We start from the raw sequence: 26,708 nt of genomic DNA on the forward strand, positions 1-26,708 counted from the left end.
TTACCGCAAACGACACCGGAGGGTGCCATGACCAAGGGCTGGAAAAAGACGGACTGGCGCGCGCTGCCGCGGATCCAGATGCCGGATTATCCCGATACCGCCGCGCTGAACGCCGTCGAGGCGCAGCTTGCCAAGTATCCGCCGCTGGTCTTTGCGGGCGAGGCACGTCGGCTCAAGAAGCAACTCGCGCTTGCGGCCGAGGGCAAGGCCTTCCTGCTCCAGGGCGGCGATTGCGCCGAAAGCTTCGCCGAATTCAGCGCCGACAACATCCGCGACACCTTCCGGGTGATGCTGCAGATGGCGGTGGTGCTGACCTATGGCGCCAAGGTGCCGGTGATCAAGGTCGGCCGGATGGCCGGGCAGTTCGCCAAGCCGCGCTCGGCGCCGACCGAGGTGATCGGCGGCGTGGAACTGCCCAGCTACAAGGGCGACATCATCAACGGCTTCGACCCCACGCCCGAGGCGCGGATCCCCGATCCGAACCGGATGCTGCAGGCCTATACCCAGGCGGCGGCCAGCCTGAACCTCTTGCGCGCCTTCTCGACCGGGGGCTTCGCCGACATCAGCCGGGTGCATTCCTGGACGCTGGGCTTCGCCGATCAGGACAAGGCCGAACGCTACCGCGAGATGGCCAACCGGATCTCGGACGCGCTGGATTTCATGAGCGCGGCCGGCGTCGATTCCGAGACGGTCAACGACCTCAGCCGCGTCGATTTCTACACCAGCCACGAGGCGCTGCTGCTGGAATACGAAGAGGCGCTCTGCCGGGTCGATTCGATCTCGGGCCGTCCGGTGGCGGGCTCGGGCCATATGATCTGGATCGGCGACCGCACCCGCCAGCCCGACGGAGCCCATGTCGAATTCTGCCGTGGCGTGCTGAACCCGATCGGACTGAAATGCGGCCCCTCGACCACGGCCGAGGACCTCAAGGTGCTGATGGCGAAGCTGAACCCCGAGAACGAGGCCGGGCGGCTGACGCTGATCGCGCGCTTCGGCGCGGGCAAGGTGGGCGACCACCTGCCGCGCCTGATCGAGACGGTGCGGGCCGAGGGCGCCAATGTGGTCTGGTCCTGCGACCCGATGCACGGCAACACGATCAAGGCGGCCTCGGGCTACAAGACCCGGCCCTTCGAATCGGTGCTGCGCGAGGTGCGCGAATTCTTCGAGATCCACAAGGCCGAGGGCACCGTCCCCGCAGGCGTGCATTTCGAGATGACCGGCCAGGACGTGACCGAATGCACCGGCGGCCTGCGCGCCGTGTCGGATGAAAATCTGGCCGACCGCTACCACACCGCCTGCGACCCGCGCCTGAACGCCTCGCAATCGCTGGAACTGGCCTTCCTCGTGGCCGAGGAACTCACCCGCCAGCGCGACGAGGCCCGGCGCGTCGCGCTCTGAGAGCCGCCGCATCGCGCTCCGAGCCCCGGCGCATCGCGTTCATGGGCGTGGAACGGCAAGAATGAAGGGCGGGCCTTCCGGTCGGAGGGGCCGCCCTTTTCCTTTGCTCTACCGCTTGACGGTCTGTCCGGGACAGGCCCCCGGGATGGCAGGGCGAGCTGTTCTGGCGTCGAGCCTTGGTCGCGATCCTGCCTTGCCGTCCTGCACACGCGCGGGCTCACGTGCAAGTCCCGCACCGAAATCCCCGCGCGCGATGGTCACGTCCGGCCAGAAGGTTCGGGCAGGCGGCGCCTCGGCGGCCGGATCATCCCCCGGATCAGACTTCGGGGCCCAGACTCTCGTAAAGTGCGAAATCCTCGGCGGCGACCTCGCGCAGCCGGGCCTCGGTCGCGGGGGAAAGCGCCAGATCCGCCTCTGGCGAGACATTGACCCGGGGCAGGGCGATGCCCCCCGTGCCTGAGCCTGCCACGCCTGAGCCTGCCGCGCCTGAGCCTGCCGTGCCGGGGGCCGCCGCTTCGGGGCCGCTGCCCGCGCCGTCCAGCCTTTCGGCCAGAAAGGCGGTGAAACCCGCCATGTCCTCATAGCGGAACAGCCGGTCCACGCCTTGCCCCTGTCGCGGGCGCAGGAACCGCGCCTGGCTGCCGACATCGGCAAAGGCGGGGCGGGTGGGGGCGCACCAGGCCTCGACGAAACTGTCGAAATCCATCCCCCGGGTGGATTTGCGGGCATCGGTCTGGTCCGGGCGCTGGCGAAAGCGATACCACGAGCCCAGCCAGTCGCGCGGCTCGCGCATCAGGGCGACCACGCACCATTCGTCCTTCGAGGCGGCTTCGAGATAGGGGCCCAGGAAGCGGCGGAAGCGGTGGACGGTGGTGTGTTTCAGCAAGGGCGGCCGCTGCACCGAGATCGCCGCCCGCGATTCGAGCGCCTCGGCGATGGCCGTCGATCCCGTCTTGGGCGTGGCCAGAAAGACCAGCCTCGCCTCCCAGAACACCAGCATCCGCGCCCTTTCCCTGCTTCGACCGCCTGCGGGCCCGGCACTTGCGCCCGTTTTGCCCCTGGCTGCGTAAACTATCTCTTAACGGATTCGCGGCAAAGCTGATTTTATGAGAATGCGCTTGATTTGTTCCTGTTTTATTTCGATAAGAATGGGAACATTATAAAAACATCTGCCGGGATTGCCGCCCCTTCGCGGCTATGGGATAAGGGATCGGGATATGAGCACGGCCAGTCTGCTCGACTTCGGGGGCAAGAAGGAAATGGACAAGCAGAAGGCGCTTGAAAGCGCGCTGCAGCAGATCGAACGCCAGTTCGGCAAGGGCTCGATCATGAAGCTGGGCGCCGACAGCCCGGCGATGGAGATCGAGGCGACCTCGACCGGCTCCCTGGGGCTCGACATCGCGCTCGGGATCGGCGGGCTGCCCAAGGGCCGCATCGTCGAGATCTACGGGCCCGAAAGCTCGGGCAAGACCACGCTGACGCTGCATGTCGTGGCCGAAGAGCAGAAGAAGGGCGGCGTCTGCGCCTTCGTCGATGCCGAACACGCGCTGGATCCGAGCTATGCCAAGAAGCTGGGCGTCAATCTGGACGATCTGCTGATCTCGCAGCCCGACACCGGCGAACAGGCGCTGGAAATCGTCGATACGCTGGTGCGCTCGGGCGCGGTTTCGCTGATCGTGGTCGATTCGGTCGCCGCGCTGACCCCCAAGGCCGAGCTTGAGGGCGATATGGGCGATGCCACCGTCGGCGCCCAGGCCCGGCTGATGAGCCAGGCGATGCGCAAGCTCACCGCCTCGATCGGGCGGTCGAACTGCATGGTGATCTTCATCAACCAGATCCGCATGAAGATCGGCGTGATGTTCGGCTCGCCCGAGACCACGACGGGCGGGAATGCGCTGAAATTCTACGCCAGCGTCCGGCTCGACATCCGCCGCATCGGTGCGATCAAGGACCGCGACGAGGTGGTGGGCAACACCACCCGCGTCAAGGTGGTGAAGAACAAGGTGGCGCCGCCGTTCAAGCAGGTCGAATTCGACATCATGTATGGCGAGGGGATCTCGAAGACCGGCGAGCTGGTCGATATCGGCGTCAAGGCCGGTGTCGTCGAGAAATCCGGCTCCTGGTATTCCTACAAGGACGAGCGGATCGGCCAGGGGCGCGAGAATGCCAAGACCTTCCTGAAGAACAATCCCGCCGTGGCGGGCGATATCGAGGACCGCATCCGCGCCGCCAACGGGCTCGATTTCCACATGGCCGATGGCGAGGTGACCGAGGACGACGCCTGACCGCAGGCGGCGCTTCGGCCCGCCGGGGCGGTCTTCCGGCCAGCCACGGCGGGCCGTCGCATCGCGAGCAAGCTCGGCGGGGGGCTCCGACCGCCCGCGAGGCGCTGCGCGGGACCGCTGCATGGGCGGAAGCGGTCTTGTCCTTCTCGCAGCCGGCGGGCGGGCGATGCGGGTCGGTGGGTCGATCTGCCGAAGCACCGGATCCGCCCATGGATCGATCCGTTGCCATGCCGGGGATGCGATGCGGGCCGGTGGCGCAGCCCGTCCGCGCCCCGGAGGCGACCTGCCTCGCGGCGGGTTGCACCGGCAACAATGGTTGCGCGCCCTTCGCTGGTCCGTCCGGCGCCCGGGCCGGAAATCCCGGGGTGGCACCACGGCCCACGCGAAGGCATGTCCGGGCCGCCCGCTTTGGCCCTGCCGGGTCGAGCGGAAACGAAATCCTCTCGCCTCATGCCGCCCGGCCGCGCCGGGGCGATTTCCGGGGCGATTTTCGCTCCATCGGGCGAAACCGCCCGTGGACAGGGTGAAATGCCACCGTTACACGGGGGGCCGGAAGTCCGGTCGCCGCAAGCTGCCGGAGCCCGCAACCGTCCGAAAGCCACAAGGGGCCCCGCCATGGCGTCTTTGAACGATATCCGTTCCACCTTCCTCGGGTTTTTCGAGAAGAACGGCCACCGCGTGGTGGAAAGCTCGCCCCTCGTGCCGCGCAACGACCCGACGCTGATGTTCGCCAATTCCGGCATGGTGCAGTTCAAGAACCTGTTCACCGGCGCCGAACATCGCGACTACAAGCGCGCCACCACGGCGCAGAAATGCGTCCGCGCGGGCGGCAAGCACAACGACCTCGACAATGTCGGCTATACCGCGCGCCACCATACCTTCTTCGAGATGCTGGGGAATTTCTCCTTCGGCGACTATTTCAAGGACCAGGCCATCCCCTTCGCCTGGGAACTTCTGACCAAGGGCTTCGACCTTGACCCCAAAAGGCTTCTGGTCACCGTCTATCACACCGACGACGAGGCGGCGGGGCTGTGGAAGAAGGTCGCGGGCCTGCCCGAGGAGCGGATCATCCGCATCGCCACCAACGACAATTTCTGGATGATGGGCCCGACCGGCCCCTGCGGCCCCTGCACCGAGATCTTCTACGACCACGGGCCCGGGATCTGGGGCGGCCCGCCCGGCAGCGCGGAAGAGGACGGCGACCGCTTCATCGAGATCTGGAACAACGTCTTCATGCAGTTCGAGCAGTTCGAGGACGGCACGCGCCGCGACCTCGACGCCAAGTCGATCGACACCGGCATGGGGCTGGAGCGGATCGGCGCGCTCCTGCAGGGCAAGCACGACAATTACGACACCGACCTGATGCGCAGCCTGATCGAGGCCAGCGCCAATGTCACCTCGGCCGATCCCGACGGGCCGGGCAAGGTGCATCACCGGGTGATCGCCGACCACCTGCGCTCCACCTCCTTCCTGATCGCCGATGGCGTCATGCCCTCGAACGAGGGGCGCGGCTATGTGCTGCGCCGCATCCTGCGCCGCGCCGCGCGCCATGCCCATATGCTGGGCGCCAAGGATCCGGTGATGCACCGGCTTGTTCCTGCGCTGGTGCGCCAGATGGGGGCGGCCTATCCCGAACTCGTGCGGGCGCAGAGCCTGATCGAGGAGACGCTGAAGCTGGAGGAGACCCGCTTCGGCCAGACGCTGGAGCGCGGGCTGAAGCTCCTGGACGACGAATTGGCGAAGATCCCCGAGGGCGCCGACCTGCCCGGCGCCGCCGCCTTCCGGCTTTACGACACCTACGGCTTCCCGCTGGACCTGACCCAGGACGCATTGCGCGAGATGGGCCGCAACGTCGATATAGCCGGTTTCGACGATGCGATGGAAGAGCAGCGGGCCAAGGCGCGCGCGTCCTGGTCGGGCTCGGGCGAGGCCAAGGACGCCCGGATCTGGTTCGAACTGGCCGAGGCGCATGGCCCCAGCGAATTCCTCGGCTATGAGACCGAGACCGCCGAGGGCGTGATCCAGGCCCTGGTGCGCGAAGGCGCCACGACCGGCGCGGTCGAGGCCGGGACCCGGGCACAGGTCGTGGTCAACCAGACCCCGTTCTATGCCGAAAGCGGTGGTCAGATCGGCGACCAGGGCTGGATCCGCACCGATACCGGCCTGGCGCGGGTCGACGACACGATCAAGGCGGCGGGCGTCTTCATCCATGTCGTCGAGGTGATCGAGGGCACGGTGCTGCGCGGCCAGCCTGCCCGGCTCGAAGTCGCCCATGCCCGGCGCGGCGAGATCCGGCAGAGCCATTCCGCCACCCATCTGCTGCATGAGGCGCTGCGCCGCCATCTTGGCGACCATGTCGCCCAGAAGGGCAGCCTGAACGCCGACGGCCGCCTGCGCTTCGACTTCAGCCATGCCAAGGGCGTGACCCCCGACGAGCTTTCCGCCGTCGAGCAGGAGGTCAACGCCTATATCCGCCAGAACTCGCCGGTCGAGACCCGGATCATGACCCCCGACGATGCCCGCGCCATCGGCGCGCAGGCGCTTTTCGGCGAGAAATACGGCGAGGAGGTCCGCGTGGTCTCGATGGGCGTGCTGGAGGGCTCGGCCAAGGGGGCGGACGGCAAGACCTACAGCCTTGAGCTGTGCGGCGGCACCCATGTCGCGCGCACCGGCGATATCGGCGCCTTCGTGATCCTGGGGGATTCGGCCTCCAGCGCCGGGGTGCGGCGGATCGAGGCGCTGACCGGCGCGGCCGCGCTGTCGCATCTGCGCGGGCAGGAGGCCCGGCTGGCCGAGATCGCCTCCGTGCTGAAGACCCCGGCGGCCGAACTGGTCGAGCGGGTGCGGGCCCTCTCCGAGGAACGCCGCGCGCTGGCCGCCGAAGTGGCAGCGCTGCGGCGCGAACTCGCCCTGGGCGGGGGGGCTGCGGCGCAGCCGGGCGAGGATCCGGTGATCGGCGGCGTGCCGTTCCGGGCGCGCAGGCTATCGGGCGTGGGCGGCAAGGACCTGCCGCCGATGATCGACGAGATGCGCGCCCAGGGCTTCCAGGGCATCATCCTGCTGGCGACCGAGAGCGACGGCAAGGCCGCCGTGGCGGTGGCGAACAGCGCGCCGGATCTGGCCGGGGTCTCGGCGGTGGATGTGCTGCGCGCGGTGGTCGGCGCGCTTGGCGGCAAGGGCGGCGGCGGGCGGCCCGACCTGGCCCAGGGCGGCGCGCCCAGCCTGGAGGCCTGGGAAACCGGGGTCGAGGCCGCGAAGCTCAGCCTGCAGACCCTGACGGCCGGGGGCTGACCCGATGCCCGCCGCCTATTGGATCGCCCATGTCGAAGTGACCGACCCCGCGCGTTACGCGCTCTACGCCCGGGGCGCCAGCGATGCGATCGCCGCCCATGGCGGCGAATTCCTCGCCCGCTCGGGCCGGTTCGTGCAGCTTGAGGGCAGGGCGCGGGCGCGCAATGTGCTGGCGCGCTTTCCCAGCCTTGAGGCGGCGGTGGCCTGCTACAATTCCGCCGAATACCAGGCCGCGCTGATCCATGCCAAGGGCGCGGCCGAACGCGACCTGATGGTGGTCGAGGCGCTGGAATAGCGGCCCGCGCCGTTTCTTTCGGCAGATCGCGAAAAAATTCCTCCCCCGCGTCGAAAACCCGGCGCGGGGGCCTTACCCGCGGCCGCGGCGATTGCTAGCCTGCCTGCGAAGGGGCGTGTGATCCGCCCCCGATGAAGACCCCCGATGAAGACCCCCGATGAGGACCCCTCGAACGAAGACCTCTCGACCCCCTCCGGTGGCCCGGCCCGCCGCGGGGCCGCAGAGGGGCCCAGGAAGGTTGCGGAAGATGTGTCGTTGGGCGGCCTATACGGGCGAGCCGATCTTTCTTGAGGATATCGTGTCCCGTCCGGGGCATTCGCTGATCCATCAAAGCCAGAACGCCACCCGCTGCCATACCGCGATCAATGCCGATGGCTTCGGCATCGCCTGGTATGACCGGCGGGCCGAGCCCGGGCTCTACCGCGACGTGATGTCCGCCTGGTCGGACCCCAACCTCAAAAGCCTGACCTCGCAGGTCCGCTCGGGGCTGTTTCTGGCCCATGTCCGGGCCTCGACCGGCACGGCGACCTCGCGCAACAACTGCCATCCCTTCACGGTCGGGTGCTGGAGCTTCATGCACAACGGCCAGGTCGGCGGCTACGACCGCTTCCGCCGCGATGCCGAGATGCTGATCCCCGAGGCGCTCTACCCCCATCGCAAGGGCGCGACCGACAGCGAGGCGCTGTTCCTGGTCGCCCTCTCCGAAGGCCTGGACCACGATCCGCGCGGCGCGATGGAACGCGCCTCGGCCCGCTTCATCGCGCTGGCGCGCGCGAAGGGCGAGGGGCCGCATCTGCGGATGTCGATCGCGCTGTCGGATGGCGAGCGGCTCCACGCCCTGCGCTACGCCAGCGACGCCGAACCCGCGCCCAGCCTGTTCTACCGCTGGTCGGAAAGCCGCAGGGGCATGGCAGTGGTCTCGGAACCGCTGGAGGACGCCGAGGGCGACTGGACCGAGGTCGCGGGCGGCTCCTTCTGCACCTTCCAGGGCCAAAGCGTGGCGGTCGAGCCGTTCAGCCCCCGCCTCGCCCGCGCCGCCGCCTGACCCCTCGCACCGGCAAAGCCGACGCAAGACAACACCCGCCCGCAACCGCCAACCCCCGGGCTTCCTCCTTCATCTTGGCCCAAATATCCCGGGGGTCCGGGGGCAGCGCCCCCGGCCTTTCCCTCTCAAAGACCCTGCCCCCCGATCAATCCAGCGGCTTGAAGTTCAGCGCCGCGCCCTCCTTGATCCCCGAGAACCAGCGCGCCGTCACCGTCTTCGTCTTGGTGTAGAAGCGCAGCGCATCCGGCCCGTATTGGTTCAGGTCGCCGAAGGCCGATTTCTTCCAGCCGCCGAAGGTGTAGTAGCTCAGCGGCACCGGGATCGGGAAATTGATCCCCACCATGCCGACATTGACCCGGCTTGCGAAATCGCGTGCGGTATCGCCATCGGCGGTGAAGATCGCGGTGCCGTTGCCGTATTCGTTGTCGATGACAAGCCGCAGCGCCTCGTCATAGTCGCGGGCGCGAACGGTCGAAAGCACCGGGCCGAAGATCTCCTGCTTGTAGATCTCCATCTCGCGGGTCACGTCGTCGAACAGCGTCGGGCCGACGAAAAACCCGTTCTCATAGCCCTGCAGCTTGAAGCCGCGGCCGTCGACCACCAGTTTCGCGCCCTGTTCCACGCCCGAATCGATCAGCCCGCGGATGCGCTCGGCCGCGGCCGAGGTGATCACCGGCCCGAAATCGACGTCGTCCCCGGCGGTGTAGGGCCCGATCTTCAGCTTTTCGATCCGGGGCACCAGCCGCTCGATCAGCGCATCGGCGGTGGCCTCTCCGACCGGCACCGCGACCGATACCGCCATGCACCGCTCGCCCGCCGCGCCGAAACCGGCCCCGATCAGCGCATCCGCCGCCTTGTCCAGATCGGCGTCGGGCATGATCACCATATGGTTCTTGGCGCCGCCGAAACATTGCGCGCGCTTGCCGTTGGCGGCGGCGCGGCCATAGATATATTGCGCGATCGGGGTCGAGCCGACGAAGCCCACGGCCTGGATCACCTCATGGTCGAGGATGCCGTCCACCACCGACTTGTCGCCGTTCACCACCTGCAAGACCCCGTCGGGCAGCCCCGCCTCCTGCGCCAGCCGGGCCAGCATCAGCGCGGTCGAGGGCGTGCGCTCCGAGGGCTTCAGGATCATCGCATTCCCCGCGACCAGCGCAGGCGCCATCTTCCACAAGGGGATCATGGCGGGGAAGTTGAAGGGCGTGATCCCGGCGACGACGCCAAGCGGCTGGCGCATCGAATAGATGTCGATCCCCGGGCCCGCATTGTCGGTGAACTCGCCCTTGAGCATGGCGGGCGCGCCCATGCAGACCTCGACCACCTCAAGCCCGCGCTGCACGTCGCCCTTGGCGTCGGGCAGGGTCTTGCCATGTTCGCGCGAGACCAGCTCGGCCAGCGCATCCATGTTGCGGGTGATCAGATCGCCGAAACGCATCATCACCCGGGCGCGGCGCTGCGGATTGGTGGCGGCCCATTTCGGCTGGGCGGCGGCGGCGCCCTGGATGGCGGCCTCCAGCTCTTCGCCCGAGGCGAGGGCGAGCCGCGCCTGCACCTCGCCGGTGGCGGGGTTGAAGACATCGGAGAACCGCCCCGAGCTTCCGGCGACCTCTTGCCCGTTGATCCAATGGCCGATCGTCTTCACGCTGTCTTCCGGCATGGTGTCCTCCACATTTTCCTGGTTGCAAGGGTTTTAGTCTTGCACAAATGCGCGTGGAAGGGGGAATATCCCAAAGTGGTTTTGCAAAGATGCAGGATGGGCGGTGCCCCAACGGCGGGCCGGAGGGACGCATTTGGACTGGGACGATCTGCGGGTGTTTCTGGCGGTCGCGCGCGGAGAAAGCCTGTCGGCGGCGGCCAGGCGGCTGAAGATCGACGCCGCCACCGTGGGGCGGCGGGTGGCGCGGCTGGAAGAGGCGCTCGGCGGGCGGCTCTTCACCCGCTCGCCCCAGGGCTACGAGCTGACCGGGGCGGGGCTGCGGCTGATGCCGCATGCCGAGGCCGCCGAGGCGGCGGCGCGGGCGGGCGCGGGCGTGATGACCGGCGAGGGGGCCGAGGCCGAAAGCGGCATCGGCGGGCTGATCCGGCTGGGCGCGCCGGATGGCTGCGCCAATTTCCTGCTGCCGCAGGTGCTGGCGCGGATCTGCGACGCGCATCCCGCGCTTGAGGTGCAGCTTGTGGCGCTGCCCCGGGTCTTCAACCTCTCGAAGCGCGAGGCCGACATGGCCATCGGCGTCTCGCGGCCCGAGACCGGCCGGTTGGTGGTGCAGAAGCTGGTCGATTACCGGCTGGTGCTGGCGGCATCCTCTGGCTGGCTGGCGGCGCATCCGCCGATCCGCACCCGGGCCGATCTGAAGGCGCATCGCATCGTCGGCTATATCCCCGACCTGATCTTCGACCGCGAGCTGGATTATCTCGCCGGGATCGGCGCTCCCGGGGCGGTGCTGTCGTCGAATTCGGCCTCGGTCCAGGTGAACATGCTGCGCCATGGCGCGGGGGTCGGGATCGTGCATGATTTCGCGCTGCCCCATGCGCCCGAATTGCGCCGGGTGCTGGCGGAGGAGGTGGAGCTGACCCGCGCCTTCTGGCTGATCCGCCATGCCGACGATGCCCGCGTGGCGCGGCTGAGCCGTTTTGCCGAATTGCTGCTGCGCGAGGCGCGGGCGGAGATGGCCGCTCTTGCGGCGGCCTGAGGGGGTGGACGGCCGAGGGAATGGCCCGACGTCGCGCTTGACAGATGGAGGACGGGGGCCGAGGCTCGGTCGGACAACGGGGCAAAACGGGAGGTGCGCCATGATTGTCAGCCAGATCCTCGGCCTGAAAGCCGATCCATCCGTCGTCACCATCGCGCCGCAGGCCAGTATCGCCGAGGCGGTCGCGCTTCTGGCCGGGCGGCGGATCGGGGCGCTTGTCGTCTCGGCCGACGGGCGCCGGGCCGAGGGCATCCTCTCCGAGCGCGACATCGTGCGCGGGCTGGCCGGAAGCGGGGCGGATTGCCTGCTGGCGCAGGTCGATACGCTGATGACGCGGCGGCTTTTGACCTGCGCCAGGGGGGATGCCGCGGTCGAGGTGCTGACCCGGATGACCGAGGGGCGCTTTCGCCACATGCCGGTGATCGAGGCGGGCGAGCTGGTCGGGCTGATCTCGATCGGCGACGTGGTGAAGGCGCGGCTGGACGAGCTTCGCGCCGAGCGCGATGCGCTGGAAAGCATGATCAAGGGCCATTGAGCCGCGGCTCGCCGGGCGGCGGGCCGGGAGCTTCGCGGGAGCCTCGGCCGCTGCGGGGGGGGGCGGGTTTCCGCGGGCACAGGTCTTTGCGGGCACGGGCGCCCCGGGGCACAGGCGTCTCTGGGCATCTGCTTCCCGGGGCACTTGCTTCCCGAGGGCCCGCGATTTTCGCGGGATGGAACTTCCGGTGCCGGGGGGGGGGGCATTTTCGGCTTGCGGCGGCAGGCGCAATATTGTTGCGTGCGCCCAGGGCGAAAACAGCCGGGGAGGGGCAGCCAGATGCGCATCGGACTTTATCCGGGCACGTTCGATCCGGTGACTCTGGGTCACACCGACATCATCCAGCGCGCCATGGCGCTGGTGGACCGGCTGGTGGTGGGCGTCGCCATCAACCGCGACAAGGGGCCGCTGTTCGACCTGGACGCGCGGGTGGCTATGGTCCGGGCGGAATGCGACCTGATCCAGGCCCGCACCGGCGGCGAGATCGTGGTCCATCCCTTCGAGAACCTGCTGATAGACTGCGCCCGCGACGTCAATGCGACGCTGATCCTGCGCGGGCTGCGCGCGGTGGCGGATTTCGAATACGAATTCCAGATGGTGGGGATGAACCGCCTGCTCGATGCCAGCGTCGAGACCGTCTTCATGATGGCCGATGCGCGCAGGCAGGCCATCGCCTCGAAACTGGTGAAGGAGATCGCCCGGCTGGGGGGCGATGTCTCGGGCTTCGTGCCGCCGATGGTGGTCGAGGCGCTGGCGGCGAAATATCGCTGAGGCGGGTTCGCGACGGGTGCCTTTGGGGGCCTTTCGCGACCAGGGGGTTTCGCGACCGCCGGATTTTCGCGGCCCCGCGGCGCCTTCGCAATTGCCGAAGCTTTTCGCAACTGAAGGTTTTCAGTTGCGAAGGACCGTGCTAGGCTGGGGCAATGAACAATGTTGCCAGACCCGCCAGACCCGCCCCGCCGGACAGTGCCACGACCGACGGGACCGATCGCATGGCCCAGGCCCTGCGCGACGGCGGCGTGCGGCTGACGCGCCAGCGCGCCGCGCTCTTGCGCGTGCTCGACGCCGCGCAGGACCATCCCGATGCCGCCGAACTGCACAGGCGGGCGCAGGAGATCGACGATACCGTCTCGCTCGCCACGGTCTACCGCACGCTTTCGGTGCTGGAGCGCGAAGGCGTGGTCCATCGCCACAGTTTCGAGAACGGCGGCGCGCGGTTCGAGATCGCCGATCCCTCGCATCACGACCATATCGTCGATGTGGACAGCGGCGAGATCATCGAATTCCATAACGACCGCATCGAGGAGATCCAGCGTCGCATCGCCGCCGAGATGGGATATGAGATCGTCCATCACCGGCTGGAGCTTTACTGCCGCAAGATCCGGGGCTCGGAGGGGTGATCGTATACTGGGCTGATCTTTCCGGGGGCTGATTTCCCGGCGGCTGATGTCGCGGGGCCGGGCGTTGCGGCGCAGGTTTTTCCTGGGAAGGGTGGAGGAGAGGGGGCGCTGCCCCCTCGGCGCCTTTGGCGCCTCACCCCCGGGATATTTCTGCAAAGAAGAAAGGGGATAAGCGGGCGGTTCGGGGCGTGGTGGTCGTGGCGCGGGGGCGTGGCGTTTTGCGGGCTTTGGGCCGGGGTCCCGGGGGCGGGCGAGCGGGGCCTTAGGGGCCGGTTGCGGGCGGCTCGGCTGCGGTCGCGGGATGGGCGGGGGTCAGGCGCATCACCCCGGCGGCCGCGGCATTGGCCAATGCGGGGTCGAGGCTCATCGGGATATATTCGCCCCGGCGCCACAATTCGCCCAAGTCGTCGTAATGGCGCGACAGGAAATGCCCCGACTGGCCGGTGGCGGAGATGAAGACCGAACTGTCAGGATCGGCGAAATCATAGACGCCGCGATAGCCCGCGCCATGGACGTTGAGGAAGGGATTCGGCCCCGAGCCGATGGTGCGCCCGCGCATCAGAGTGTCATCCCCGCCCGAGGTGGACTGGCGGATGTTCACGAACCATTTCAGCACCGCGACCTTGCCCAGCACGGGATGGTCGTGGGTGGCCTGATGCGCATCGCCCCACCGCCAGCTTTCGATATTCGGCCCGTAGCTTTCGGAAAGCCGGATCAGCGCCTCGTCCAGCGCGATCCGGGCCATGTCGGTGCAGGTCTCGACCGGGGCGGATTGCACCACGTCGCACCAGACCGAAGCGCCGCCGATGTCGCGCCAGACCCTTTCGATGAAGACCGGCGAGGGGCGGGTGAGGTTTTCGGCGAGCGGGCCCAACTCGTCGCGGATCAGCCGCTCTTGCAGCGCGCGCAGCCAGGCCTCGGCGATCAGGGGCTCGGGCAGATGCTCGTTCATCTCGCCGTTCCATTCCGCCAGCAGTTTCAGCGCACGCTGGCGGAAGGCCTCGGGCGTGCCCTCGGGCGCGGCCTCTCCGGTGAACCACAGATCCGCCCCGATCAGCGGCAAAAGCGCGCGGGCGGTCGGGTTCACGGTGTCGAGCTGCGCCTCGATGAAGCTTTCGCGGGTATGGACCTCGCGTGTTTTCATCAGGTTGAGCCAGGCCTGGATCCGCATCGTATCGCCCCAGACGAAGCTGACATGGCGGGGGAAGGGGCGGTCCACGGTCTTGTTGTTGGTATTGCCAAGAAGCCCGGCCTCGGGGTTCAGGAAGCGGGGATTCTCCTCGTAGGGGAAGCTGCCCCGGAAGCCGGTGGTCTCGATCCAGCCGGGGGCGGGCATCCGGCCCTGGGTCGGATGGGCAGGGTCGCGCATCGGCATGGCGCCGATCAGTTGCAGCGCGATGCCGTCCCGGCCCGCCAGCATCAGGTTCTGCGCGGGCGCGATGTAAAGTCGGCCCGCCTCCAGCGCCGCGTCGAGGCCGGGCGCGCTCATCAGCCGCATCGCCGCCGTCATCGAGGTATCGGCCCCCGACAGCGCGGTCCAGGACAGGGCGGCGACATGGCCCGCCGGCGTCACGCCTTGCAGGTCGTAATGGTGGCCGGGCAGGATCGGGCCGTTCCTGGACCAGCGCAGCGTCAGGGTGACGGGGGCGGCATCCTTCACGGTCACGATGGTCTGGCGCATGCGGAACCGCTCATGCCGACCGTCGGGCAGCAGGTATTCCTGCGGATCCTCGGGGTTCAGCTTCTCGATCACGATGTCCTGGTCGTCGAGATAGGCCGTGGTCAGGCCCCAGCCCATTTCCTCGGAGCGCCCGATCATCACCACCGGCATGCCGGGGATGGTCGCGCCGATCACGCCGCCGCTTTGCAGCTCCAGCCGCGCCAGATACCAGATCGTCGGCGCGGTGAAGCCCAGATGGGGGTCGTTGGCCAAAAGCGCCCCCCCGGCGGCCGAGCGCCCCGGCACCGCCGCCCAGGCGTTCGAGGCGCCGGAAAGGCCCGGCTCGGCCACGGGCGAGAGCGGGCCCGAGGCGAATCGGATCGGGCGGTCGCCGGGCAGGGTGCCGGGGATCAGTTCGGCGTAATCGGGCAGGGTGGTGACGCCCTGGCCCGGATCCTCGGGCATGATGTCCGACAGACGCTCGGCCGGAAGCACCAGGGACAGGCGCGCGCGCAGGACCTCGTTCTGGGCATGCCCGGTCAGTTGCAGCGCCATCAGTTTCAGGATGGCGATCGAATCCGCCGGGGCCCAGGCCGAGATCTCCGGCTCGAAGAACCAGAATTCCGGCGCGCCGCGCCCGCGCGCGCCGCGATTCACCTCTTCGATCCAGGCGTTCACCCCGGCGGAATAGGCGGTCAGCGCGGCCAGCGTCGTCTCGTCCTGCGCCGCGACCGAGTCGAGCGCCAGGGTGTAGAGGTCGAGCCTGCGGATCAGCTCGTCGGTCTGCAGGGTCATCGGGCCGAACAGCTCGGAAAGCCGCCCCTGGGCGGTGCGGCGCAGGAGCGTCATCTGCCAGAGCCGGTCCTGCGCATGGACGAAGCCGAGCGCGAAGAACACGTCCTCGTCACTCTCGCCGATGATATGGGGGACGGAATCGTTGTTGCGGATCACCTCGACCGGGGCCGAAAGGCCCGCAAGGGTGAAATCCTCGTCGTAATCGACCAGCGAGCGCGACAGGAACCAGTAGCCGACCGCCAGCCCGGCGACCCCAAGGATCAAAAGTCCGCTCGCGATGCGCAGGAGCCAACGGAAAAGCGTGAACATCGGGGCGGGTCCTGATGGCAGAGGGCGGGGGCGGCGGTTGCGGGGCTGCGCCTGACGGCGACGCTTGACGGCGGCGGCCCGAGGCGTTCCTAGTCGAAACCGGCACGAAGGGCAATTCACGGGAAGGTTTGTCGGATGGCGAAAGTCGCGTTTCTGGGGCTTGGGGTGATGGGATTTCCGATGGCGGGCCACCTGGCCGCCAAGGGGCATGAGGTGACGGTGTGGAACCGCTCGCCCGCCCGCGCGGCGGAATGGGGCGCGCGCCATGCCGGGCGGGTCGCGGCCTTGGCCCGCGAGGCGGCGGAGGGGGCCGAATTCGTGATGGCCTGCGTCGGCAACGACGACGACCTGCGCGCGGTCTGCCTGGCCGAGGCGGGGGCCTTCGCCGGGATGGCGCCGGGGGCGGTCTTCGTCGATCACACCACGGTTTCGGCGCGGGTGACGCGCGAATTGTCGGCGCTGGCCACGGCGCGCGGCCTCGGCTTTGTCGACGCGCCGGTCTCGGGCGGCCAGGCGGGGGCGGAAAACGGCGTGCTTTCGGTGATGTGCGGCGGCACGGCCGAGGATTACGCCCGGGCCGAGCCGGTGATCGGCGCCTATGCCCGGGTCTGCCGTAGGCTGGGCGAAAGCGGGGCGGGGCAACTCGCGAAGATGATGAACCAGATCTGCATCGCGGGGCTGGTGCAGGGGCTGTCCGAGGCGCTGGCCTTCGGGCGGAAGGCGGGGCTCGACAGCGCGGCGGTGGTCGAGGTGATCTCGCAGGGCGCGGCGGGAAGCTGGCAGATGGCGAACCGGGCGGGCACCATGCTGGCGGATGAATTCGACTTCGGCTTCGCGGTGGACTGGATGCGCAAGGACCTGAAGATCTGCCTTGAGACCGCCGACGAGATCGGCGCGAGCCTTCCGGTCACCGCGCTGGTTGATCAGTTCTACAAGGACGTCCAGGGCATGGGCGGCGGGCGCAACGACACGTCGAGCCTGATCCGGCGGCTGAAATAGCGCGCGGCGGGCGGGGGCCTGCGGGGCCCGGGATCTGCGGGCGGTGTGCCGCCCGCCGCCGGGCTTTGCGGGTGTCGGGCGGGGGGGCTGCCCGGCCTTTTGGGCCTGTCCTGCGCCACTGTCGAAGGGGTGGCGAACTCGTCGGGGCGCCTCGCGCGTCGGCGGGCGTTTGTCGCCTTGGCGCTGATCGCCACCGCTCCCTGCCGGACATGATCGACCTCGGGTCAAGCGGGTCGCGGGCGCGGCGGCGTTCAGCACCCCCGGGGAGTGCCTCTCAGACGACGGCTCAGGGGATGATCCGGGTGTATTTCACCCCCGCCAGCGTCGCCCCCGCGATCAGCCCCTGCTGGCCGAAGACCAGGGCGATCACCGGCTCGATCTCGGTGGTGGCCTTGCCGATGGTCGCGCCCTCGTCCGGGGTGGCATAGCGCAGGTCGGCCGAGGCCGCCCAGCCCGAGGATCGGCGGAATTCCGACAGCGCGGGCTCGGTCATGAAGAACAGGGCATGGGCATATTGCTGGGCGCCGACCTGAAGCCCCACGCTGGCCTTGGCGGCGGAATAGTAATCCACCGTCGCGCCCTGGATCCGCAGGGCGCCGCGCCCGTAGGCACCGCCCCAGACCAGCCCGGCCTCGGTGATCAGGGGCATGTAGAGCACGCCCACGGCGCGCGAGGCCAGGTCGCGGGTGCCGGGATAGCGCCCGAACAGGTAGTTCTGCGTCGCATCCACACGCGCGTCGATCTGCGAGGCCGCGTTCGACCCCACGCCATTGCCGCAGCCCGCCGTCAGAAGCGCCGCCGCGCCCCCGGCGACCAGAAAGCCGCGTCGTGAAAGCGGGCCTGCCGAAGCCCGATCGGTTTCCGGGCCGGTTTCGTCGTGAAAGGTGCTGTCCATCGCCTGTGCCTCATGCTCTCTGCGCGCCGCCGGACCTGGTCCCGGGCGGGCAGGCGGCGGGCCGGTGTCGATCCGGGGGGCTTCTTGAAAGGCCCCGCTCCGGGCGCCAGTCTAGCCCCGGCCCCGGGTCTTGTCATGCCTTGTCATGCGTTTGGCGCAAGGCTCGGCAGAAAGGCGCGAAGGGGCGGGGGAAGGCGCCCCTCAGCCCTTCAGCGCCCGCGCCACCTCGACCGCGAAATAGGTCAGGATGCCGTCGCAGCCCGCGCGGCGGAAGGCCGTCAGGCTTTCCATCACCACCCGGTCGCGGTCCAGCCAGCCATGGCCGAAGGCCGCCGTCAGCATCGCATATTCGCCCGAGACCTGATAGGCGAAGGTCGGCACGCCGAACGCGTCCTTCACCCGGCGGCAGATGTCCAGATAGGGCATGCCGGGCTTCACCATCACCATATCCGCGCCCTCCGAGAGATCGCGCGCGACCAGCCGCAGCGCCTCGTCGGAATTGGCGGGATCCATCTGATAGGTCTTCTTGTCGCCCACCAGCCGCGACCCGGCGCCGACCGCGTCGCGGAAGGGTCCGTAGAAGGCCGAGGCATATTTCGCGGCATAGGAGAGAATCGCCACCTCCTTGTGGCCCGCGCCCTCAAGCGCGGCGCGGATCGCGCCCACCCGGCCGTCCATCATGTCCGAGGGGCCCAGGATATCGGCCCCCGCCTCGGCCTGGGCCAGCGCCATCCTGACCAGCGCCGCGACGGATTCGTCGTTCAGGATCACGCCGTCGCGCACCAGCCCGTCATGGCCATTGGCATTGTAGGGGTCGAGCGCGATATCCGTCATCACCGCCAGATCGGGCAGTTCGCGCTTCAGGGCGCGGATGGCGCGGTTGGTCAGGTTCTCGGGGTTCCAGGCCTCTTCGCAGCCCTCGGTGCGCAGTTCGGGGGCGGTGTAGGGAAAGAGGCAGATCGCCGGAATGCCAAGCGCCGCCGCCTCTTCGGCCCGCGCCAGCAGCCGGTCGAGCGAGAGCCGGTTCACCCCGGGCATCGAGGGCACCGGCTCCTCGACGCCCTCGCCCTCGCGGATGAAGACCGGCCAGATCAGGTCGCCCGCCGAAAGCGTGGTCTCGCGCACCAGCGCGCGAAGGGCGGGGCTGCGCCGGTTGCGGCGCAGGCGGGTGGCGGGAAAGGGGGCGAGGATCGGGTCCATCGGGTCTCTCGTCTCTGGCGGGGCCGGGGCCGCGGCGGGGGCCCGGGGTCGGGCGGTTCCATGCGGCGGCTTCGGGCCTCTCGGCTTGCGGAAGGTCTTGCGGCTTTGCGCTCTGCCTGCCATGGAAAGGGGCGCGCCTCAAGCGGCCCATGTGCCGCAGCCCGCATCCCAGAGGCAGATGCCGCGCCGCCCGGGGAGAGGGGTGGGCTGCGAAAGACGAAGGCGCGCAGGCTGGGCGCGAAGACGAGGGAACGACGCCACCGTGGAGTTTTACCGGATCCTGCTGGAAGTGATCGACATGCGGTCCTTCTCGAACCTGTGGTTCTGGATCGTGCTGGCCGTGGCCTGGTCCTCGGTCAGCCGCTGGCTGCTTGGCGTGCCGATCGACCTGATCCAGCGCGGGCGCCGCCAGGGCGGCCAGGTCCAGGCCGATGTCGAGGCGCTGGTCGCGATCAACGTGCGCCGCATCCTGGGCCTGACCCGGACCGCGGCGGTGCCGCTGTTCTTCGGCCTGGCCTTCTACCTGACCACGCTGGGCATCCTGGCCTTCTGGTATTGGGTGGAATTCGCCCAGGCGGTGTTTTTGCTGACCGCGCCCATGGTGCTGGTGGGCTGGCTGTCGCTGCATGCCGCGGTCAAGGTCGAGGCGGGCGAGAACGCCGGCGCCGCGCTTTATCGCCGCCTGATCCTGCATCGCCGCTTCGTCCAGGGGGTGGGCATGGTGGCAATCTTCATCACCGCGCTTTTCGGCATGTGGCGCAATCTCAACTTTTCGGTCCTGCATTGACCATGACGCCCGAGACGATCCTGCTTGGCGGCGCCCCCGAGGGGCTGGACGCCCATCTTCTGGCCCGCGAACTGGCGAAGGGCCGCCCCGTGATCCATGTCGCCCGCGACGACCGGCGGGCCGAGGCGATGCGCGCCGCGCTGCGCATCTTTGCCCCCGGCGTGGCGGTGGTGGAGTTTCCGGCCTGGGACTGCCTGCCCTACGACCGGGTGTCGCCCAATCCGCTGGTCTCCTCGCGCCGGATGGCGGCACTGGCGGCGCTGGCCGGGGATCTGCCGGGCGCTTTCGTCGTCCTGACCACGCTGAACGCGGCGACGCAAAGGATCCCGGCGCGCGATCTGGTGCGCGACAGCGCCTTCCGCGCCCGCGTCGGCGACCGGGTGGACGAGGCGCGGCTGCGCGCCTTCCTGGCCCGGATGGGCTTCACCCCGGTCTCCACCGTGGCCGAGCCCGGCGATTTCGCCATTCGCGGCGGCATCGTCGACATCTATCCGCCGGGGCCGGGCGGGCCGGTGCGACTGGATTTCTTCGGCGACCAGCTCGACGGCGCGCGGCGCTTCGATCCGGTCAGCCAGCGTACGGTCGAGAAGCTTTCGGGCGTGGATTTCGCGCCGGTTTCCGAGGTGGTGCTGGACGAGGCCTCGATCACCCGCTTTCGCCAGAACTACCGGGTGGAATTCGGCGCGGGCGGCGCCGAGGACCCGCTTTACGAGGCGGTCAGCGCCGGGCGCAAGCATCAGGGGATGGAGCATTGGCTGCCCTTCTTCCACGACCGGCTCGAGACCATCTTCGACTATCTGCCCGGGGCCTCGGTCATGCTCGATGACCAGACCGGCCCGATGCAGATCGCGCGGTGGGAGGCGGTGGCCGATGCCTATGACTCGCGCGCCGATGTGATGGCGGCGCGGGCGCGGATGGACACGGTCTACAAACCCGTGCCGCCCGATGCGCTTTATCTGGACGAAGCGGCCTGGGCCGCCGCCCTGGCGCCGCGCCGCGTGATCCGCCTGTCGCCGCTGGCGCAAAGCCCGGGGCCCGGGGTGCTGGATGCGGGCGGGCGGCGCGGCCGCAGTTTCGCGCCCGAACGTCAGCAAGAAAACATTAGCATTTTCGGTGCTTTGGCCGATCATATTCGCGCGTTGCGCAAAGAGGGCGACGTGGTGCTGGCCAGTTGGTCCGAGGGCGCGCGTGAGCGGCTTCGCGGCCTTCTGGCCGATCAGGGGATCGAGAGTGTCGACATCGCGGACCTGCGCGACTGGTCCGGCGCCGCGCCGAAAGGGCAGGCGCGCGGGCCCGGCAAGGTGGAACAGATCGTCTGGGCGCTGGAAGAGGGTTTCACCGCGCCGGGGCTCGCCGTGGTCTCGGAACAGGACGTGCTGGGAGAGCGCCTGGTCGGAAAGCCGAAAAAACGCAGGAAAGCCGAGAACTTCCTGCGCGAAGTTGATGCTTTGTCTCAAGGCGATCTGGTGGTCCATGTCGAACATGGCGTCGGCCGCTACCTGGGGATCGAGACCATCACCGCCCTTGGCGCGCCGCATGCCTGCGTCATGCTGGAATATGCCGACAGCGCGAAACTCTACCTGCCGGTCGAGAATGTCGAACTCCTCAGCCGCTACGGCCATGAGGAGGGGCTGCTCGACCGTCTGGGCGGCGGCGCCTGGCAGGCGCGCAAGGCCAGGCTCAAGGAGCGCATCCGCGAGATCGCCGACCGGCTGATGCGGGTCGCGGCCGAGCGGCTTTTGCGCGCCGCCCCGATCCTTGAGGCGCCCCATGCCGCCTGGGAGGCCTTCGCCGCCCGCTTCCCCTGGCCCGAGACCGAGGACCAGCTTGCCGCCATCCAGGATGTGGTCGGCGATCTGGGCAAGGGCAGCCCGATGGACCGGCTGATCGTCGGCGATGTCGGCTTCGGCAAGACCGAGGTGGCGATGCGCGCGGCCTTCGCCGCCGCCATGGCCGGGATGCAGGTGGCGGTGATCTGCCCGACGACGCTGCTCGCGCGGCAGCATTACCGCAGTTTCGCCGAACGCTTCCGGGGCTTCGGGCTGAACCTGCGGCCCCTGTCGCGCTTCGTTCCCGCGCGTGAGGCCGCCGCGACCCGCGCGGGCCTTGCCGACGGATCGGTCGATATCGTGGTCGGCACCCATGCGCTTCTGGCCAAGGGGATCAATTTCAAGACCCTGGGCCTGCTGATCATCGACGAGGAGCAGCATTTCGGCGTCGCCCACAAGGAACGGCTGAAGGAGATGCGCTCGGAGGTGCATGTGCTGACCCTGACCGCGACGCCGATCCCGCGCACGCTGCAACTGTCGCTGACCGGGGTGCGCGACCTGTCGATCATCGCCACGCCCCCGGTGGACCGGCTGGCGATTCGCACCTATGTCTCGGAATTCGACGGCGTGACCCTGCGCGAGGCGCTCTTGCGCGAACGCTATCGCGGCGGGCAGAGCTTCTTCGTGGTGCCGCGTGTCTCGGACATTCCCGATATCGAGGATTTCCTGAAGACCCATGTCCCCGAAGTCTCGTATATCGTGGCGCATGGCCAGTTGGCGGCGGGCGATCTGGACGAGCGGATGAACCAGTTCTACGATGGCCGCTTCGACGTGCTGGTGGCGACGACCATCGTGGAATCCGGTCTCGACATCCCGACCGCCAATACCATGATCGTGCATCGCGCCGACATGTTCGGCCTGTCGCAGCTTTACCAGATCCGCGGCCGGGTGGGGCGGTCGAAGACGCGCGCCTATTGCTATCTGACGACGAAGCCGCGCGTTCCGCTGACGCCGCAGGCGATGCGGCGGCTGAAGCTGCTGGCGAGTTTCGACAGCCTGGGCGCCGGGTTCAACCTGGCCAGCCACGACCTCGACCTGCGCGGCGCGGGCAACCTTCTGGGCGAGGAACAGTCGGGCCATATCCGCGAGGTCGGCTACGAGCTTTACCAGCACATGCTGGAGGAGACCATCGCCAAGCTGAAATCGGGCGAGATCGACGGGCTGTCCGAGGTCTCGGACGACTGGAGCCCGCAGCTCAACCTTGGCGTGCCGGTGATGATCCCCGAGGATTACATCCCCGATCTGGACGTCCGGCTGGGGCTTTACCGCAGGCTCTCGGGCCTGACGCGCAAGGTGGAGCTTGAGGGTTTCGCCGCCGAACTGATCGACCGTTTCGGCCCGCTGCCGAAAGAGGTGAACACGCTGCTTCTGATCGTGCGCATCAAGGCGATGGCGAAGCGGGCGGGGATCAACCGGCTGGATGTCGGGCCCCGGGGGGCGACCGTGCAGTTCCACGGCGACAAATTCGCCAATCCGGCGGGGCTGGTGGAATTCCTCAAGGCCCAGGGCGGCGCGGCAAAAGTGCAGGGCACGAAGATCCTGCTTTCGGGCGAGATGAAGACCGAGGCCGAGCGCATCAGGGGCGCTTTCGCCATCGCCCGCGACCTGGCGGAAAAGGCGCGGGGGGGCTGAAGCCCTCCGCGCCCCTCCGCGCCCGTGGCCCACTGCGCCGGGGGATCAGTTCTTCAGAAAGCGCATCAGTGCCAGCGAAAGCGCGATCAGCACCGCCGCCCCCAGGATCAGCGGCAGCGGCGTGCCGTCGAAGGCCTGCCCGATCGGCATCGCCACCACCACCGACAGCACCGTCGCCAGCGCCGTGATCATCGAGGCGGCAAAGCCCGCGATATGGCCCACCGGCTCCATCGAAAGGGCGTTCAGATTGCCCATGGTCAGGCTCATCATCCCGAAGAGGCAGACCATCCATGCCAGGAAGACCGCGAAATCGGCGGCGGGCGGCAGATCGGTTCCCAGCCGCAGCAGAAGGTGCACCGCCGTCAGCGCCAGCACCACGGTATAGGTGACGGTGATCACCCGGCGCATGCCCATCCGCATCACCACCCGCGAATTGATCAGCGAGCCGAAGCCCGACAGCCCCGCGATCAGCGCGAACCACAGGGGAAAGCTGGCCTCGCGGCCGTAATATTCGCGGAAGATCCCCTCGATCGAAGAGATCGAGGCGACCATGGCCGCCATGGTCAGCGACTGGATCACGATCGCCACCAGGATGGTGCGGCGCGAGAACAGGTCGCGCGCGCTGGCGGTCATCGTCGCCAGCGACAGCGGAATGCGGTCGGCCACGGGCAGGGTCTCGGGCTGGCGCACGCCCATCCAGCTCATGGTGATCAGGCAGAACAGCACATAGACCAGGAAGATCGCATGCCAGCCCGCCAGCGCGATCACCCCCTGGCCGATCAGCGGCGCGGCGGCAGGGACCAGCATGAAGATCATCATGGCGAAGGACATGATCCGCGCCATCTCGCGCCCCTTGTAGAGGTCGCGCACCATCGCCATCGAGACTGTGCGCGGCCCGGCGGCGCCGATCCCCTGCAACACGCGCGCGGCCAGGAACAGCTCGAAACTCTGGGCGAAGAAGCAGATCACCGCCGCCACGCAATAGACCGCGCCGCCCCACATGATCACCCGCTTGCGCCCGAAGGCGTCCGACAGCGGCCCGGTGAAGATCGTGCCCAGCCCCATGCCCAGGAAGAAGGCCCCGACCACGAACTGGGCGCGGTTCGGCGCCTCGGGCGTCATCACCGCCGCGATCTCGGGCAGGGCAGGCAGCATGGCGTCGATGGAAAGCGCGATGGTGGCGAAGAGCATCGCGATCATGGCGACGAATTCGCCCTGGCCCAGCCGTTTGTGCGGGCCGGGAGGGGTTGGGGAAACGGGGGTGTTCATGACTATGACTGGCTTTCGGGGTTCTGCTGTGCGGGGGCGCGGCTGGTCTCGGCAAGGATTTCGGTGATCACCTGATCCCAGAACTCGGGCGGCTGCGCGCCCGGGACGACGTATTTCTGCGCGATGAGGAAGGTGGGCACCGCCGTCACGCCCTTGTGCCGGGCGTCGCGGTCGCGCGCGGCCAGGTCGTCGGCATCGGCCTGGGAGGCCAGCAGCCGCAGCAGGGCCTCGCGCGTCATGCCGTTCTCGGCGCCGATATCGGCCAGCACCTGCGCATCGCCGATGTCGCGGCCCTGGTCCCAATAGGCGTGAAACAGCGCATCCACCACCTGGGTCTGCCGCCCCTCGATCCCGGCCCAGTGGATCAGCCGATGGGCGTCAAGCGTATTGGGCAGCCGGGCGGGCCGGTCGGGGTCGAGTTCCACCCCGGCGTTGCGGGCGGTCTCGCGCAGGCGCTCGTGCATGGCGTCGACGCGGGGCTTGCCGCCGAATTTCTCTTCCAGCCAGGCGCGCTTGTCGACGCCGCCGGGCTTCATTTCGGGGTTGAGCTGGAACGGATGCCAGATCAGCCGGAACGGATGGTCGGGCCGGGCGGCCAGCGCGCGGGCCAGATTGGCCTTGCCGACATGGCACCAGGGGCAGACCGGATCGATGAAGATGTCGAGCCGCACGGCCTCGGGCTGAATGTCGGAGGGCCGGGTGCCGGAAGGCCGGGTGCCAGAGCGCAGCGCGCCATCGAACGGGGCGCCATCGGACTGGTCTGGGCGGTCGTCGGTCATGCTTGGGCTTTCCGATAGAGATCGAGCAGCGCGCCCCGGCGGATCTTGCCGGTCGGGCCCCGGGGAATCTCCTCGACCCGGATCCAGGCGCGTGGCGCCTTGTAGCGCGCCAGCCGTTCGGCTGCAAAGGCGTCGGCTGTGCTTTCCTCAAGGTCCGGCCCTGCGTAGAAACACGCGATGATCCTTGTGCCGGGGGCGGGCTCGACTTCGGTCACGGCCAGGTCGGTGACGCCGGGCAGGTCGGCCAGGGCCTGCTCCACCTCGCGCGGGCTGACGCGGACGCCGCCGGGGTTCATCATCTCGTCGGCGCGGCCGTGGTAGTGGATCGCCCCGCCGTGGTCCTGGTGGACCAGGTCTCCGGTCGGGAACCAGGGGCCTTCCGGGGGGGCGTGGCCCTCGTAGGACAGCATCAGCCCCGGGTCGGCGGTCGAGACGGCAAGGATGCCGATCTCGCCCGGCGGCAGGGGTTTTCCCTCGGGCGAGAGCACGGCGACGCGGCGCCCGGGCTGGGGCGTGCCGGTGGTGCCGGGGGGCGCGGGCCGCGCGGGCGCGCCCGAGACGAAGGTCGAGATCTCGGACATGCCGAGCGCCTCGTGGATGTCGGTGCCGGTGCGCGCGGCCCATTCGGCGCGCAGGGCCGCGGGCAGCGCCTCGCCCGCCGAAAGCGCGTGGCGCAGCCGGGGCAGGGCGGGCATCTCGCCGCGCAGGAGCCTGCGGAACACCGTGGGGACCGAGGCGAAGATGGTGGCGTCGTGGCGCCGGAGCACCAGCCCCAGATGATCGAGCGAGACCGAAGGCGCGGCGATCAGCGCGGTGGCCCCGGCCGTCCAGGGGTCGATCAGTCCGACCCCCATCGTATAGGTCCAGTTGAAGGCGCCCGAATGCAGCAGCCGGTCCGAGGCGGTCAGATCCTGCCAGCCCCGGTGCATCATCGCCCGCGCGAGCACCGAGCGATGGGCATGGCGCACCGCCAGCGGCGTGCCGGTGGTGCCCGAGGTGAAGACGACGAAGGCCTCGCGCCCGGCCGCGTCCATGTGCCAGTCGCAGGGGGGGTGGCTCTCCCAGATGCGGGGATCGGCGCGGCGCAGGCGGTCGGGGGGCAGGTCCTCGGGCAAGGCGATGCCGTTCTCGGCGACGACGAGGCGCGGCGCCACGGTCCGGGCCATGCGGGTGATCTCGGGCCCGGTCAGCAGGGGCGAGGTCGCGACCGGCACCAGCCCCGCCGCGATGGCGCCGAGGTAGAGCACCGGATAGGCCGGGCTGTTGCCCAGCCGGATCAGCACCCGCGCGCCGGGCTGCGCGCCCTGCGCCAGAAGCCAGCCCCCGGCGCCCAGGACGGCGCGGGTCAGCCGGGCATAGCTCCAGCGTTCGGCGCCGGTCAGGGTCAGCACCGCCAGCGCCACCTTGTCGGGCGTGGCCGCGCCCGCCGCCAGCACATGCCGCGCGAGGTTGAAGCGGGCGGGATCGGGCGGCGGAGGGGCGGAAGGGGCTGTGGCGCACATGCCCCCGGGGATAGGACGGGCGAGGGGGGCGATCAAGAGCGCTCTTCGCGGCGGGTCGGCGGGACGGGCGCGCGGGCGGGGCTTGGGGCCAGGACCGGGGGCGGGGAGAG

The 26,708-nt window shown here is 69.1% G+C and carries 20 protein-coding genes; 12 read left to right on the forward strand and 8 right to left on the reverse strand.

All coding sequences use genetic code 11. The annotated features are described in order from the left end of the window. Positions 1 to 27: 27 nt before the first annotated feature. The gene (locus ABNX41_RS01065) at positions 28 to 1,398 is read left to right on the forward strand and encodes a class II 3-deoxy-7-phosphoheptulonate synthase (protein ID WP_438667860.1); all 1,371 of its coding nucleotides are present in this window, start codon (positions 28 to 30) and stop codon (positions 1,396 to 1,398) included. A gap of 316 nt (positions 1,399 to 1,714) precedes the next feature. Here the strand turns inward: ABNX41_RS01065 and ABNX41_RS01070 are convergent, their stop codons facing one another. Next, entirely contained in the window at positions 1,715 to 2,398 is a 684-nt protein-coding gene (locus ABNX41_RS01070; protein ID WP_438667861.1) for a hypothetical protein, read from the reverse strand. A gap of 217 nt (positions 2,399 to 2,615) precedes the next feature. Between ABNX41_RS01070 and recA the strand changes: the two genes are divergently transcribed. From recA to ABNX41_RS01090, 4 genes are all read left to right on the forward strand, one after another. Then, on the forward strand, positions 2,616 to 3,683 hold the full coding sequence (recA, locus tag ABNX41_RS01075; protein WP_438667862.1) for a recombinase RecA: 1,068 nt from the start codon (positions 2,616 to 2,618) through the stop codon (positions 3,681 to 3,683). Positions 3,684 to 4,298: 615 nt separating this feature from the next. Next, positions 4,299 to 6,974 carry an alanine--tRNA ligase gene (gene alaS, locus ABNX41_RS01080; protein ID WP_438667863.1) on the forward strand — a complete coding sequence of 892 codons (2,676 nt, stop codon included), beginning with the start codon at positions 4,299 to 4,301 and terminating at the stop codon, positions 6,972 to 6,974. Between the two features lie 4 nt (positions 6,975 to 6,978). Beyond that, on the forward strand, positions 6,979 to 7,269 hold the full coding sequence (locus ABNX41_RS01085; protein ID WP_438667864.1) for a DUF1330 domain-containing protein: 291 nt from the start codon (positions 6,979 to 6,981) through the stop codon (positions 7,267 to 7,269). 247 nt (positions 7,270 to 7,516) lie between these two features. After that, the gene (locus ABNX41_RS01090) at positions 7,517 to 8,314 is read left to right on the forward strand and encodes a class II glutamine amidotransferase (RefSeq protein WP_438667865.1); all 798 of its coding nucleotides are present in this window, start codon (positions 7,517 to 7,519) and stop codon (positions 8,312 to 8,314) included. A 145-nt stretch (positions 8,315 to 8,459) separates the two neighbouring features. On the opposite strand, the gene ABNX41_RS01095 is transcribed toward ABNX41_RS01090, so the two are convergent. Then, positions 8,460 to 9,974, reverse strand: coding sequence for a CoA-acylating methylmalonate-semialdehyde dehydrogenase (locus ABNX41_RS01095; protein ID WP_438667866.1), 1,515 nt, complete (start codon positions 9,972 to 9,974; stop codon positions 8,460 to 8,462). Positions 9,975 to 10,107: 133 nt separating this feature from the next. Between ABNX41_RS01095 and ABNX41_RS01100 the strand changes: the two genes are divergently transcribed. The 4 genes from ABNX41_RS01100 (at position 10,108) to ABNX41_RS01115 (ending at position 12,942) form a co-directional block, all read left to right on the forward strand. Further along, positions 10,108 to 11,007, forward strand: a complete 900-nt coding sequence (locus ABNX41_RS01100) for a LysR family transcriptional regulator (RefSeq protein ID WP_438667867.1) — start codon at positions 10,108 to 10,110, stop codon at positions 11,005 to 11,007. A 100-nt stretch (positions 11,008 to 11,107) separates the two neighbouring features. Next, complete coding sequence (locus ABNX41_RS01105) at positions 11,108 to 11,542, forward strand: CBS domain-containing protein (RefSeq protein WP_438667868.1); 435 nt, start codon at positions 11,108 to 11,110, stop codon at positions 11,540 to 11,542. A gap of 279 nt (positions 11,543 to 11,821) precedes the next feature. Further along, a complete protein-coding gene (coaD, locus tag ABNX41_RS01110; RefSeq protein WP_438667869.1) occupies positions 11,822 to 12,313 on the forward strand; it encodes a pantetheine-phosphate adenylyltransferase in 492 nt (163 codons plus the stop codon). A 221-nt stretch (positions 12,314 to 12,534) separates the two neighbouring features. Then, on the forward strand, positions 12,535 to 12,942 hold the full coding sequence (locus tag ABNX41_RS01115) for a Fur family transcriptional regulator (protein ID WP_438667870.1): 408 nt from the start codon (positions 12,535 to 12,537) through the stop codon (positions 12,940 to 12,942). A gap of 262 nt (positions 12,943 to 13,204) precedes the next feature. On the opposite strand, the gene ABNX41_RS01120 is transcribed toward ABNX41_RS01115, so the two are convergent. Beyond that, positions 13,205 to 15,706 carry a penicillin acylase family protein gene (locus ABNX41_RS01120; RefSeq protein WP_438667871.1) on the reverse strand — a complete coding sequence of 834 codons (2,502 nt, stop codon included), beginning with the start codon at positions 15,704 to 15,706 and terminating at the stop codon, positions 13,205 to 13,207. Positions 15,707 to 15,841: 135 nt separating this feature from the next. On the opposite strand from ABNX41_RS01120, the gene ABNX41_RS01125 reads away from it, so the two are divergent. Continuing rightward, positions 15,842 to 16,705, forward strand: coding sequence for an NAD(P)-dependent oxidoreductase (locus ABNX41_RS01125; RefSeq protein ID WP_438667872.1), 864 nt, complete (start codon positions 15,842 to 15,844; stop codon positions 16,703 to 16,705). Between the two features lie 286 nt (positions 16,706 to 16,991). Here ABNX41_RS01125 and ABNX41_RS01130 read toward each other — a convergent pair whose 3' ends face one another. Next, a complete protein-coding gene (locus ABNX41_RS01130; RefSeq protein WP_438667873.1) occupies positions 16,992 to 17,600 on the reverse strand; it encodes a lipid-binding SYLF domain-containing protein in 609 nt (202 codons plus the stop codon). Between the two features lie 201 nt (positions 17,601 to 17,801). Then, complete coding sequence (gene hemB, locus ABNX41_RS01135) at positions 17,802 to 18,800, reverse strand: porphobilinogen synthase (RefSeq protein WP_438667874.1); 999 nt, start codon at positions 18,798 to 18,800, stop codon at positions 17,802 to 17,804. Positions 18,801 to 19,062: 262 nt separating this feature from the next. Here hemB and ABNX41_RS01140 point away from each other — a divergent pair, with 262 nt between their 5' ends. Continuing rightward, on the forward strand, positions 19,063 to 19,587 hold the full coding sequence (locus ABNX41_RS01140; RefSeq protein WP_438667875.1) for a component of SufBCD complex: 525 nt from the start codon (positions 19,063 to 19,065) through the stop codon (positions 19,585 to 19,587). 2 nt (positions 19,588 to 19,589) lie between these two features. Further along, entirely contained in the window at positions 19,590 to 23,048 is a 3,459-nt protein-coding gene (mfd, locus tag ABNX41_RS01145) for a transcription-repair coupling factor (protein WP_438667876.1), read from the forward strand. A 45-nt stretch (positions 23,049 to 23,093) separates the two neighbouring features. Here the strand turns inward: mfd and ABNX41_RS01150 are convergent, their stop codons facing one another. The 3 genes from ABNX41_RS01150 to ABNX41_RS01160 are packed head-to-tail and all read right to left on the reverse strand — an operon-like array spanning position 23,094 to position 26,634. Beyond that, complete coding sequence (locus ABNX41_RS01150; protein ID WP_438667877.1) at positions 23,094 to 24,317, reverse strand: multidrug effflux MFS transporter; 1,224 nt, start codon at positions 24,315 to 24,317, stop codon at positions 23,094 to 23,096. A 2-nt stretch (positions 24,318 to 24,319) separates the two neighbouring features. Then, the gene (locus tag ABNX41_RS01155) at positions 24,320 to 25,096 is read right to left on the reverse strand and encodes a DsbA family oxidoreductase (RefSeq protein WP_438667878.1); all 777 of its coding nucleotides are present in this window, start codon (positions 25,094 to 25,096) and stop codon (positions 24,320 to 24,322) included. Then, the gene (locus ABNX41_RS01160; protein ID WP_438667879.1) at positions 25,093 to 26,634 is read right to left on the reverse strand and encodes a class I adenylate-forming enzyme family protein; all 1,542 of its coding nucleotides are present in this window, start codon (positions 26,632 to 26,634) and stop codon (positions 25,093 to 25,095) included. The genes ABNX41_RS01155 and ABNX41_RS01160 overlap by 4 nt, the downstream gene beginning before the upstream one ends. Positions 26,635 to 26,708: the final 74 nt, after the last annotated feature.

It is taken from the genome of Pseudogemmobacter sonorensis, assembly GCF_042762395.1.
Classification (GTDB): domain Bacteria; phylum Pseudomonadota; class Alphaproteobacteria; order Rhodobacterales; family Rhodobacteraceae; genus Pseudogemmobacter; species Pseudogemmobacter sonorensis.